The following is an 11922-nucleotide window of genomic DNA, read 5'->3' on the forward strand; positions in this document are numbered from 1 at the left end:
TTGAGATTCATCAAGCGGTAGAAGATTATATTTATTATTACAATTACCAGCGGTTCCAATCTAAACTGAAACAGCGCGCGCCGATCGAATACCGGTGCGCGCTGGCAGCATAGCTTTTTTCATCTGTCTACTTGACAGGGGTATGACCAGATTCGAACTCGTGAGAAGCTTTTTTTGTAAAGGGAAATAACGGATGATGTCGAACTTTGTTCTTAGTCTAATTTACTGAAAGGAATATTTTTTAAAAAATCTTCAAACCTCTTGATTCATTCCAACGTTATCTTGTAATAACATCATATTTTTATTGGAGGTTTTTGAGGATGAAAAAAATTAGAAAGTTGATTCTTACGCTTTCGATAGGTGCAATGCTGCTGGTGTCGGGGCTGGCTTTGGCTGCAGAAACCACGGAAAGTACGGGGGCTGTAAAAACGGACGCACAGACTTCGGCTGAGCTCGGTTTACTTGTGGGTGATGGTAATGGGGTTAATGCCGAATATTTAGCCAAGAGCACTACTCGTATTCAAGCGGCCATTATCTCGCTACGGCTGCAGGGTAAGCTTGACGAGGCAAGTGTACATACTGGTAAGGACAACTTCGTCGATGCGAATCAGGTAGGAGCAAGCGAACAAACTATTCTTGCTTATCTACATAGCAACCCCCAATACGGTTGGAGTGGCGAAGGGGCAAATCGTTTTAATCCACTTGCACCTGTCAGCTCACAGCAGTTATATAAGGTGCTACTTGAGAGCCAAGGCTATAAATCGGGTAAGGATTTCGTCTACAAAGATACGGAATCATTTGCTGCAGGCAAAGGGATGGACCAAATCTCCGGCGTTTCCACATTGACAAACGCTCATGTCTCCACAGCACTCGTTGAGTCCCTGTCCGGATCGACGTCAGAGGGACAGAAACTTTTTGATAAATTGCAGAAGGACGGAATCATTCCTGCTTCTGCTAAGTTGCCTGCTGGTGAGAGAATTGGCCTGCGTACGGACGCTAAGCTTGGAACTTTCCTGGTAGACGGTAAAGGTCGTACACTCTATTTATTCTCAAAAGATGCTCAGAATTTGGATGCATGTCAGGGGCAGTGTCTCGCGAATTGGTCTTTCCTAAGTGCGGATCAATTACAGATTCCGCTACAATGAATCCTGAGGATTTTAGTATTGTGACTCATGCAGGAGGGGCGAAACAGTGGATGTACAAAGGATGGCCTCTCTATACGTTCGTAAAAGATAAAAAAGCTGGCGACACTCTGGGTGAAGGCGTTATGGGCGTATGGTTTGTGGCCAAGTCGGATTATCGTGTTATGCTTGGTTCCAATTCAGAATTAGGTCAATATCTGACTGACGATCGTGGCCGTACATTATACTATTTCACTAAGGATAAGCCGCAAATGAGCTCTTGCGAAGGCGAGTGTCTCGCCATTTGGCCGGTATATGGGACAATAGACGGCAGTGTGCCATCAACTATGAAAGAGGCAGACTTCGGTACTATTACGCGTTCTGATGGCAGCAAGCAAGCGACCTACAAAGACTTTCCGCTTTATTACTTTGTAAATGATGCTAAGCATGGTGACACATTGGGCCAGAACGTGAAGGGTGTATGGTTCGTGGTTGATCCAGATAAATTCAGCGGTGTACCAGTGACTCAATAGACTGGCATGTAAGAGAAACAGTATTAACAGAAATGTAACTTCCCGCATCAGCAGGGGGACCGTAGAATCGGTTTCCTTGCTGATGTCTTCTTGTTTCTATTATAAAAAATACTATGCTATAAAACCAGGTTGAACTTTGAACCGGTGCGAATAAGGAGGCCTCGTCCGTATGCACCATCTATCTGACTACGAATTAATGCTGCTCGTGAAACAGAAGGAACAGGAAGCCCTGTCCATTTTGTACGATCGTTATGCGACCCTTATTTATTCCTTCGCCAGCAAGGCGCTTCGAGACGAACAAGGTGCAAGGGACATTGTCCAAGCTGTTTATGTCCGGCTGTGGACGACTGGTTCGGACTTTAATCCTGACAAGGGCAAGTTTACAAGTTGGCTTATTACAATCACTCGAAATCTGACGATGGACTTGTTGCGCCAGCAGCGCAGGCGTAGCAATGGGCTTATTGCTTATCTCCCCGAAGAACTGGAAAGGATCCCTGATCAAACAGCCTCACCTGAAGCACATTTGGAGAGAGACTCACTCAAGGAGCAAATTCGCAACGCCTATCGCTTTTTGTCCAAGCAACAGATCGAGCTTTTAGAAGATTTTTATTGGCAAGGATATAGCTTGAGAGAATTGGCCGAGCATTACAGGGAGCCTTTGGGTACTGTGAAGAACAGGCTGCATCAGACCTTAAAAATATTGCGCAGACATCTGATCACGGAAGGAGAGGGATGACAATGAACGAGAGAACACAATCTGTTTGCGATTTGTATCTGGATGTGTTATCCGGCTTAAGCACCGAGGAAGAGCGCATTGTCTTTGAGCGTCATCTGTCAGGCTGCGAGGCTTGCCAAGCGGAGATAGTTGAACTGCAACTCGTATGGGAGGGAATTTCTGCAGATATGGAACAAATCGAACCGCCAATAGATTTGAAACAGCAAGTCATGAAGGCGGCTTTTGCTGCTGAGGCCACGAAAACAGTTCAGCCCACTGCTGAGACGAACAGGCGCAGTGCAAAACTACGCTGGTTGCGAAAGGCTCCAGCCGTCGCGCTTATCGCAATGTTCGTCTTTGGCTCGGCATTGAACATCTGGTTGTACCGTGAACGCATAAGTATCTCAGCGTCCTCCGAAACACAACATATAGTGCCGTCGCAGATTAAGTTGGTCGTTCCACTGCAATCTCAATCCCATGATACCTCTAAGGCCTACGGCACCGCCTGCATCATCGACAACGGGAAGAGCAAGCAATTTGTGGTATATGTCTACGGAGCCACTCCAACGAGCGGTGATCAAGCATATCAGGTCTGGTTAATTAAGAATGGTATACGCTCCAGCGCGGGAACATTTCGGGTTACATCTGAAGGTGCCGGCGTTGGCATGCTGACTATGCCGATGGAATCAGATACTCTGATTTTCGACCAGATCGGGATTACGCTTGAACCAGACGATAAGGGAAATCAGCCTCGTGGACAAAAAATGTTTGGGTCGGTTTAAAAAAATACAAATAAGTGTTCATAGAAAATAAAGTATTAGACTGACCCCAGTAATAGAAACAACGGCAGCTATGGACGAGAAAATAAAGTCCTAGACTGCCGCTGTATCATTGAACTATCGTACCCGTTAGTTTAATCACAACTAGCATATAGTGTTATACCCTATCCTCCCGATATGCCTGCCTTACCCGCTCGATCTGGGCGAGGTGGTCACGGACATGCTGGACGCGCAATTCCAGCAGCTCTTTGAACGTGTACCGCGCTCCATCGGGGTATACCCCGACCCGCTCAAGCTGCTCGGGAGTCAGATTTTCCAGAAGCGGCAGTATGCTGGCCCGAAGCATTTGGAACAGGAGCAGATGCTGCTCGCGGTCCAACCGTTCATATCCCAGGTTATCCGCCCAAGCTTCCTGATCAAATGATAGCAGAAGCGGTTCTTCCTCCGCCAAGACTTTTCTCATCCGATGTGTCGACAGGATTTCGCTATCCGTCACATGGATCACAATCTGATGGATGCTCCATTTGTCCGGTGCAGGTTGGAAACGCAGCTCTTCCTCAGACAATCCTTCAACGACTTCTCGCAGCAGCGCATAGTCTTGGCCGTACTCCTCGATCAACTTATCCATCCAATCCTCTCCTTCATCATTATTCGTGTGACAGGGAGCATTCGATAATATTATTCTTCGTTATAGAACAAATACCTTCTTGGTTTTAACCATTAATAAGTCACCCTAAAGTGATTTCTTCGGAAAGTCCCTAAATGTTTATTCCACTATTGGGACTTTAGAGATTAAGCAAAACCGCCCGTTAGCGGTAAATCAAAACCAACTGCATACTGCTGAAACAGGATTCTTGTATGTGTTACGCTTCGCCCGGCAGCAACTGAAGATGAATTTCACAGGATGTTTGTAAAAAGAGATTTCTATCCGTTATGGTGAACGAATTAGGGGTCTTTTTTTCCTGCATCGTGTATGTATTTTCCATGTAGTTATTTTAGTATAATATGCGCAAAGTTATTTACCAATATTTAGGGAACATCGCTCGGTTGTATATTCAATGCTTGGTTACAAAGGGGACCCGTTAAAATGCGGCCAGTTAAACCATTTCTGAATTCATTGCGTTTTAAGATCTTTGGTGGCATTTCAATAATTATTATCCCGTTGATCGCTTTATTGATGATCTCAAGTTATTATTCCATAGACGTCGTACGAAATCAGGTGGCCCTTTCGAATAAGAATATGTTAAGTCTGTACATGGGACAAATTGACCGCAATTTGGCGGAAGTGGACAATTATTTGTTTGATTTGTCCGAGCGGAACACAGATCTGATGGATCTGGAGTATTCCGAGAAAGAGAATTACAACCTGTACACGAAAGCAAAGCTTCGTTTATATGATACGATTTCAAAAGATATTGGTCATTATAAAACGATGGACTTGTTTTTTATTTATTCTGTTGCAAACGAGGAACTGATCGTAACGCCTTCACAGGAGAGCAGCTTCGAAGAACGTATGGCGGTCCAAAACATCATCCGCGGGATCGTTCGCGAAAACAGCGGGAGATACGATAACACGACTTGGTATGTTAGCCGCGGAGAGAAGAAGTATTATGTTTTCCATATTGTCAAAGTCGGCAATGTTTACGTAGGAGCCTGGGTCAATGCCGACAAACTAATGATTCCGCTCAATCTTATCGATTTTGGCGAGTCGGGAGCGGCTCTGCTTGCTACGGATCGTCTTGCACCGATGAACCATGAAGACTTAGTTAGAAAGGAAAATATCCAATTGCAGTATGGACCGGAACCCTATTATCTTGCTGGAACTGAAACGAAATATTTAGTCATGGGCGAGCGTTCAACGAAGGGCAATTTTACCCTCAACACAATTATTCCGGACAGCTCGATTTTGGAAAAGCTCCCGTATATGAAGTGGATTGTTTCTATTATTTCCATTGGTGCTTGCTTGCTTCTGACGCTTTTCTTGATATTTATGAGAAAGGTGTTTCTGCAGCCAATAAATCGAATCGTATCTGCGATGAGAAAACTGAAGGGCGGGAACTGGGATGTACGTCTGCATCAAACGCCGTCCTCGACCGAGTTTGACATGATGAATGAGACATTCAACCGGATGATTGCAGAAATTCACGATTTAAAAATCAATGTTTATGAAGAAAAGCTGAACCATCAGCGAGCAGAGCTAAAGCATTTGCAGATGCAAATCAATCCACACTTTTTTCTGAATTCGCTCAATATCATCTACAATCTGGCTACGGTCAAAGATTATGCTGTCATTCAGGAAATGGCCAAATGTCTAGTCAACTATTTCCGATTTATGTACTGCAGCAGTTCAGATTTCGTCACTCTACAGGAAGAACTAACGCATACAAGGAACTACTTGCGGATTCAACAACTCCGATTTCCAAGAAATTTATCTTATCGAGTTGAGGCGCCGAACGCTCTGATGCAGTCGCCCATACCGCCTTTGATCATTCAAACTTTGGTGGAAAATTCGATCAAGCATGCGGTCAATTTAGATGAACTGACCGAAATTGATGTTTATGTCGAACTGGATTCGGACTCCACTCTTCAAGAACAAAAATTGCACATTATCGTTCAGGATACCGGTATGGGCTTTCCGAAAGAAGTGTTGGAGCAGTTGAGACAAGACGTTGATCTGGTGAGCCACGATGGCGAACATATCGGAATCTGGAATGTGAAACGAAGACTCAGACTACTATACAAGCAACAAGCAAGCATACAGTTTTCGAATGAGCCTGGAAAAGGCGCGACGGTTCAAATCCGTCTGCCCTTGAATCCTCAATAGGATAGGATGGTGTTGCATGTATTACGCGCTTATCGTTGATGATGAAAGCCATGCGGTGCGGGGAATTCAGGCGGGTGTAAGATGGGAAAAGCTAAATATTGCAACCGTTCATGTCGCCTACAATATCAGGCAGGCTAAAGAAATATTCGAATCGCATCCGGTGCATGTAATAGTTTGCGACATAGAAATGCCTCAAGGCACTGGCCTGGATCTTCTGGCATGGGTGAGGGAGCGTTATCCAAGAACGGAGACGATATTTCTGACATGCCATGCTGATTTTTCCTATGCCAAACAGGCTCTTCAGTTGGGCAGCTTCGATTATATGCTGAAGCCAGTCGACTATGAGGAATTAGAGAACGTCATGGGAAAAGCATTGGACAAAATCAGGAAAGATCAGGAATTATTGGCGTTTGAAGAGGTCTTCAGGCACTATAACAAGCTGTGGGAAGCGCATCAACCTATGGTGATAGAGCGGTTCTGGCAAGATTTGATTCACCAGGTCATCCCTTCGACGCCAGATCAAGTGAAAGCCTATTTGAAAAAACAAAATATTACGTTCCATGCATCAATGCGTTTCTTGCCCGTGCTGATCCAGGTGCAGTGTTGGCACAAGGAGCTTTCCTCACGCGAGGAGCGAATTATGGAATATGCTTTGCGAAATGCCGCGGAGGAGCAAATTGCCCATAACGTCCGCCAGGCGATGGTCGTATCGATTGGAACCCGCAAATTGTTGGCGGTCATTCCCGTAGAACTGCCTGATATGCCTCCCGCTATAGAAGAGCATTGCAAAGAGTATATTGTCGCTTGCAACCGTTTTTTTTACTGTGATCTTTGCTGTTATATCGGCGAAGTCGCTTTTCCGCATGAAATGTTAGGAATGGTTCACGAATTGCAGAAATTTGATGCGAACAATGTGACACTGATCAATGAGATGTTTGTCCTGAACAAGATGAAAATAGGCGGAGGGCCGATTCTGCTGCCGCAGATGAAGGAGTGGGCGGAGATGATGAAGCAAGGAACGAAGCATAAATTGCTCGCGGAAGTGATGCAGTATCTCGATTCCTTGCGGCATGTTAAAGGCGGGGTCAACGCCGAATGGCTCCATGTCTTTTATCAGGATTTCATGCAAATGATTTTTTTCGTTTTGCATGTGAAAGGATTGCAGGCACATCAGGTGTTCTCGAGAAGCCTGTTGACGGAAAAGCCGGAAGCCGCGCTTCGCTCGTTGAAGGCGCTTCAGGAATGGGTCGGATTTATCATTGAAGTAGCGATGAATCATATGCATTCTGCTTTGGAGAACAAGTCGATCGTCGAGAAAGTAAAGCAATATATCGCCGAAAACATTGGACTGCAGGCGTTAAGCCGGAAAGATATCGCTAATAATGTTTATCTGAATCCGGACTATTTGACAAGGCTGTTTAAAAAACAGACGGGGATGTCGATTTCCGATTATATGCAGCAGCAGCGGATTGAATACGCAAAGGAACAGCTGAGAACTACAGTGAAGTCTATCAGTGACATAGCTTTGACATCCGGCTACTCCAATCTATCGTATTTCTCCACCATCTTTAAGAGGGCAACATGTTTGAATCCGATCGAATTCCGAAAACAATCACAAAAACGATAATCAGCCTAGAGAAATCTCTTTCGCTCTGCGGGAACGGTTTCTTTTTTTTATAAACCGTGATCAGGAGAAAGTCGGATAAACAAAAGCAAAGAGTCGTATTTTTGGTTAGTACTGCTTTCATCTCTCCAGTATAATAAGTCCATTCTAACAGGAAAAGAGGTAACGGCGTGAAACAGACTGCCATTCAGAGCGCTATGAAGAAGCTAAAACGTTATCGAGCTTTATTTCTTATGCTCGTGCCTGCATTCGTTTATCTTATTATTAATAATTACTTGCCTATGTTCGGAGTATTTATCGCGTTCAAAAATATTAACTACACCAAAGGAATCTGGGGGAGCGATTGGATCGGGTTTAAAAACTTCGAATATTTGTTTACAACGTCAGATGCATTTGTTATTACCCGAAACACCTTGCTATATAACGGAGCTTTTATAATCATTAATATGGTTTTAGCGGTTGCGCTCGCTATTTTGCTAAATGAAGTAAAAAACCGCTTCATGGCACGATTTTATCAAAGTGTAGTGCTGTTGCCTTATCTCATTTCCATGGTTATTGTTGGATATTTGGTGCTTTCTTTTTTAAATACCGAAAATGGGTTTCTCAACCGTCAGGTGTTGCCGCTATTTGGAATCGAACCGATTACGTGGTATTCACAGCCGAAATATTGGCCTTTCATTCTGACATTTGTAAATATGTGGGTGAATGTCGGGTACTTTTGTGTTATCTACCTAGCAGCCATTATTGGAATTGATCATGAGTATTACGAAGCGGCAACGATTGACGGAGCAAGCAAATGGCAGCAAATTCGAAGGATTACGATACCATTGATCATGCCTGTCATTACGATCCTGATGCTTCTGGGTATCGGACGTATATTTTACGCTGACTTCGGTCTTTTCTATCAGGTGCCGCTCAATTCTGGACCGCTGCAGCCGACAACGGACGTTATCGATACTTACGTGTATCGTGGACTAATGACGCTGGGAGACATCGGCATGTCGTCCGCAGCAGGGTTATATCAGTCGCTTGTCGGATTTATATTGGTCATGATCTCTAACTTAATCGTTCGCAAAAGAAACCCTGATCAGGCTTTATTCTAGTAGAAAGGAGCAAGAGTCATGAAATCGAATCAAATGAATCCATTGATCGTCAACGGCATTTTGCTGATGATTACTTGTGTATGCGTTTTCCCTTTCCTTCTGTTGTTCATGGCATCAATTACAGATGAGAAGGTGATCGTACTTGAGGGCTATTCGCTTCTGCCAAGCAAACTAAGTTGGGAAGCCTACTCCTATTTGTTAGCGGACGCCACTTCATTGCTCCGGTCTTACAGTGTCACGGTGCTAGTTACGCTCGTCGGTACTGCAGTGGGATTGCTGATTTCCTGCCTGATCGCATATCCGTTGTCTAGAAGAGATTTGCCGCTTCGGAACGTATTATCTTTTATCGTATTTTTCACTCTGCTATTTAACGGCGGTCTTGTCTCCACTTATCTGATTTATACGGAAATTTTTCATATCAAAAACTCGATAGCGGCTCTTATCGTACCGGGGCTGTTAACCAATGGTTTTTATATATTGCTTATCCGTTCTTTCTTCAGCACCTCTATCCCGCCTCAGGTCATTGAATCTGCGTTTATTGACGGGGCTTCCGAATTTAAAACATTTTATCGGATCGTATTGCCGCTCTCATTACCGATTATGGCAACGATTGGTCTTATGCTCACCATATCCTACTGGAACGACTGGTTTAACGGATTAATTTATATAACGGATTCCAAGTTGTTCAGTATTCAAAATTTGTTGAACCGAATTTTAAGCGACATCCAATTTTTGCAGAGCACGAGCCTGGGGTCCAAACAATCCGCTGCTACGTCAAAAATCCCGCTCGAAACCGTTCGTATGGCGATGGCGGTTATCGGCATATTGCCGATCATTTGCGCTTACCCGTTCTTTCAGAAATATTTTGTCAAAGGTCTGACGCTTGGTGCAGTAAAAGGATAAGGCTACCTCCGAATCCTTCGATTCGGTTAAGCATATTCAAACAATCAAGGGGGAAATTCAATGTTTAAGAAATGGAAAATTGGTGTTGGCCTGCTAGCCTTTGTACTGGCTTTGTCCGCGATGCTAACCGCTTGCTCGAACGGGGAACAGCCAGCAGCCACAAATGCGGATAAGGAGAATTCCGAGCCGTATGAGTTGGCGATGTCGTTTATCACCTTTGGAAATTTACCTGACTTACCTCTTGTTCAAGATGAAATCAATAAGATTACAAAGGAAAAGATCAATGCAACGGTCAAATTGACTGCGGTAAACATATCCGCATGGAACCAGCAAATCAATCTGATACTGGCCGGCAGCGAGAAGCTGGACCTCGTCGTTTCATCCTCATTTTTTAACTACAATACCCAGGTTGCCAAGGGGCAACTGCTTCCTCTGGACGAACTGATCGACAAGTATGGTCAAGGAATCAAGCAAGCCGTATCGCAGGAATATCTGGATGGCACCAAAATCAGCGGTAAAATGTATGGAGTTCCGAGCATGAGAGATTTAGCGGCAGATTATGGTGTTGTTATGCGCAAAGATCTGGTTGATAAATATCATATTGACCTCAATCAAATCAAGACGTTTAGTGATTTGGAATCGGTGTTCAAGACGATTAAAGAAAACGAACCGGGAATCGTTCCTCTTGTCCAGCAGACTCAAGACCAAACCGTTGCAGAAGTTGTTTTGGGAGCCGATTACGATACTTTGGGAGACAGGTTTGGCGTACTGCCTGGTATGGACAATGACTTGAAAGTAACGAATATGTACGAAACCAAGGAATATATCGATACATTGGAAATGGTGAGAAAATGGTATCAGGCAGGTTATATTTTTAAGGATATTACGACTTCACAGGAGACCGGACAAACCTTGGTCAAATCTGACAAAGCATTCGGATATGTGGCCAATATGAAACCTGGCTTTGAAGTGCAAGAATCAAGAGCGACTGGAAAAGAACTGGTTGCGGTTAGATTGACCAAACCAATTACAGCGACAGGCGCGATCACTTCGTTTATGATGTCGATTTCCAAAAATAGCGGGAATCCGGATAAAGCGATGCAGTTCATGAATCTGATGTATTCTGATCCGTCGATCGTCAATCTGATCTCCAACGGTATCGAGGGCAAACATTATGTGAAGAAGGGCAATATGATTGCTATGCCTGACGGAGCAAAGGAAACGGGATACATGTTAAACCAGTGGGAGCTCGGCAACAACTTCCTAAATAATGTATGGGAAGGCGAAGATCCGAAAATTTGGGAGAAGATGCAGGAGTTCAATAAGTCTGCGATCCGATCGAAGGCTTTGGGCTTTACGTTTGATGCTAACCCTGTGAAAACAGAAATTGCCGCCGTCACAAATGTAAGTAACCAGTTCAGGGTAGGACTCGAGACAGGTACATTAGATCCAGCTGAGAACTTGCCGGAATTTAATAGCAAGTTGAAAGCAGCGGGCTTGGATAAGATTATTGCGGAGAAACAGAAACAACTGGATGCTTGGGCGAAAGCAAGCAAATGATAACGGCATGTACGCAAAAATAGCTGATAAAGCAGCCAGATAAAATAAGAAAAGGCTTCTCCTTGTGGGAAGCCTTTTCTACGTGTGTATATCGTTTAATACAGGCTCTACAGCATACTCATGGCTACACCAATAAAATAAGGAATAAGCCATAGAATCCATACGATTAAGCTGAATCGATGGAAGTTATGCTGTGCTTTCGCACTTCCTTTCCATTTGACAAAGAATGCCCAGACCGCGTGGATGAGCATAAGAAGGAGTGCAACACCGCCTGTTATTGCATGCATGATATTCCCGCCATCCGTAGCAAGAGAACTCATGATTGTTGTTCCTGTTGTATCACAAATCAATCCGAACAGGAAAAATATAAGATGCTTATTCTGAAGGGTACCAGAACGTTTCTCCCCCCATACACCAATCGTATAGAATACAAGCGCTAAATTGATAAAAATAATCGCAGCTGCTAGCATGTTGGTTCACCTCGTGTTGTTTTTGTTAGTAGTTTTCCTCTGCTGATGTATTCTATCAACTCAATATGAATGGAATATGAACAGAACATTACGTTTGTAACAATGGTAAGGACTGAATTGTGTTAATCGTTTGAAATTGGATCCATCTGCAATTATTACTTTAGTAAAATTATTATATTTTACTAACTAAAATAACGGTTACAATTTGACGTATTATTAATCTGATCCAAAAAAACAAGCTTATTATAGTTAAAGTAAGTATTTTTACGTAGAAAACAGGTAAAAGGTTT

12 protein-coding genes are annotated in these 11922 nt (G+C 43.8%); 10 read left to right on the plus strand and 2 right to left on the minus strand.

Annotated features, from left to right (window positions below; all coding sequences use genetic code 11):
- The first annotated feature begins 5 nt into the window (after positions 1–5).
- The 5 genes from AC1DOK_RS07855 to AC1DOK_RS07875 all read left to right on the plus strand — a co-directional run bounded on the left by AC1DOK_RS07855 (position 6) and on the right by AC1DOK_RS07875 (position 3151).
- The gene (locus AC1DOK_RS07855; RefSeq protein WP_477554110.1) at positions 6–113 is read left to right on the plus strand and encodes an IS3 family transposase; all 108 of its coding nucleotides are present in this window, start codon (positions 6–8) and stop codon (positions 111–113) included.
- Positions 114–320: 207 nt separating this feature from the next.
- Entirely contained in the window at positions 321–1145 is an 825-nt protein-coding gene (locus tag AC1DOK_RS07860) for a COG4315 family predicted lipoprotein (protein ID WP_477553707.1), read from the plus strand.
- Positions 1142–1654, plus strand: a complete 513-nt coding sequence (locus AC1DOK_RS07865) for a COG4315 family predicted lipoprotein (RefSeq protein WP_477553708.1) — start codon at positions 1142–1144, stop codon at positions 1652–1654. The genes AC1DOK_RS07860 and AC1DOK_RS07865 overlap by 4 nt, the downstream gene beginning before the upstream one ends.
- A 169-nt stretch (positions 1655–1823) precedes the next feature.
- The gene (locus AC1DOK_RS07870; protein WP_477553709.1) at positions 1824–2390 is read left to right on the plus strand and encodes an RNA polymerase sigma factor; all 567 of its coding nucleotides are present in this window, start codon (positions 1824–1826) and stop codon (positions 2388–2390) included.
- Between the two features lie 2 nt (positions 2391–2392).
- On the plus strand, positions 2393–3151 hold the full coding sequence (locus AC1DOK_RS07875; protein ID WP_477553710.1) for an anti-sigma factor domain-containing protein: 759 nt from the start codon (positions 2393–2395) through the stop codon (positions 3149–3151).
- A 154-nt stretch (positions 3152–3305) separates the two neighbouring features.
- Here the strand turns inward: AC1DOK_RS07875 and AC1DOK_RS07880 are convergent, their stop codons facing one another.
- Entirely contained in the window at positions 3306–3776 is a 471-nt protein-coding gene (locus tag AC1DOK_RS07880) for a DinB family protein (RefSeq protein WP_477553711.1), read from the minus strand.
- A gap of 459 nt (positions 3777–4235) precedes the next feature.
- On the opposite strand from AC1DOK_RS07880, the gene AC1DOK_RS07885 reads away from it, so the two are divergent.
- The 5 genes from AC1DOK_RS07885 to AC1DOK_RS07905 all read left to right on the plus strand — a co-directional run bounded on the left by AC1DOK_RS07885 (position 4236) and on the right by AC1DOK_RS07905 (position 11162).
- On the plus strand, positions 4236–5972 hold the full coding sequence (locus AC1DOK_RS07885) for a sensor histidine kinase (RefSeq protein WP_477553712.1): 1737 nt from the start codon (positions 4236–4238) through the stop codon (positions 5970–5972).
- 16 nt (positions 5973–5988) lie between these two features.
- On the plus strand, positions 5989–7599 hold the full coding sequence (locus tag AC1DOK_RS07890; protein ID WP_477553713.1) for a response regulator: 1611 nt from the start codon (positions 5989–5991) through the stop codon (positions 7597–7599).
- 194 nt (positions 7600–7793) lie between these two features.
- Positions 7794–8699 carry an ABC transporter permease gene (locus tag AC1DOK_RS07895; RefSeq protein ID WP_477554111.1) on the plus strand — a complete coding sequence of 302 codons (906 nt, stop codon included), beginning with the start codon at positions 7794–7796 and terminating at the stop codon, positions 8697–8699.
- A gap of 18 nt (positions 8700–8717) precedes the next feature.
- The gene (locus tag AC1DOK_RS07900) at positions 8718–9602 is read left to right on the plus strand and encodes a carbohydrate ABC transporter permease (protein WP_477553714.1); all 885 of its coding nucleotides are present in this window, start codon (positions 8718–8720) and stop codon (positions 9600–9602) included.
- Positions 9603–9662: 60 nt separating this feature from the next.
- Entirely contained in the window at positions 9663–11162 is a 1500-nt protein-coding gene (locus AC1DOK_RS07905) for an ABC transporter substrate-binding protein (RefSeq protein WP_477553715.1), read from the plus strand.
- 107 nt (positions 11163–11269) lie between these two features.
- On the opposite strand, the gene AC1DOK_RS07910 is transcribed toward AC1DOK_RS07905, so the two are convergent.
- Entirely contained in the window at positions 11270–11632 is a 363-nt protein-coding gene (locus AC1DOK_RS07910; RefSeq protein ID WP_477553716.1) for an HsmA family protein, read from the minus strand.
- Between the last annotated feature and the right edge of the window lie 290 nt (positions 11633–11922).

It is taken from the genome of Paenibacillus sp. P5_B5 (assembly GCF_056400365.1).

Coding starts and splice junctions, on each gene's coding strand:
- AC1DOK_RS07860 (WP_477553707.1), top strand. CDS start 321: ATGAAAAAAATTAGAAAGTTGATTCTTACGCTTTCGATAGGTGCAATG.
- AC1DOK_RS07865 (WP_477553708.1), top strand. CDS start 1,142: ATGAATCCTGAGGATTTTAGTATTGTGACTCATGCAGGAGGGGCGAAA.
- AC1DOK_RS07870 (WP_477553709.1), top strand. CDS start 1,824: ATGCACCATCTATCTGACTACGAATTAATGCTGCTCGTGAAACAGAAG.
- AC1DOK_RS07875 (WP_477553710.1), top strand. CDS start 2,393: ATGAACGAGAGAACACAATCTGTTTGCGATTTGTATCTGGATGTGTTA.
- AC1DOK_RS07880 (WP_477553711.1), bottom strand. CDS start 3,776: ATGGATAAGTTGATCGAGGAGTACGGCCAAGACTATGCGCTGCTGCGA.
- AC1DOK_RS07885 (WP_477553712.1), top strand. CDS start 4,236: ATGCGGCCAGTTAAACCATTTCTGAATTCATTGCGTTTTAAGATCTTT.
- AC1DOK_RS07890 (WP_477553713.1), top strand. CDS start 5,989: ATGTATTACGCGCTTATCGTTGATGATGAAAGCCATGCGGTGCGGGGA.
- AC1DOK_RS07895 (WP_477554111.1), top strand. CDS start 7,794: ATGAAGAAGCTAAAACGTTATCGAGCTTTATTTCTTATGCTCGTGCCT.
- AC1DOK_RS07900 (WP_477553714.1), top strand. CDS start 8,718: ATGAAATCGAATCAAATGAATCCATTGATCGTCAACGGCATTTTGCTG.
- AC1DOK_RS07905 (WP_477553715.1), top strand. CDS start 9,663: ATGTTTAAGAAATGGAAAATTGGTGTTGGCCTGCTAGCCTTTGTACTG.
- AC1DOK_RS07910 (WP_477553716.1), bottom strand. CDS start 11,632: ATGCTAGCAGCTGCGATTATTTTTATCAATTTAGCGCTTGTATTCTAT.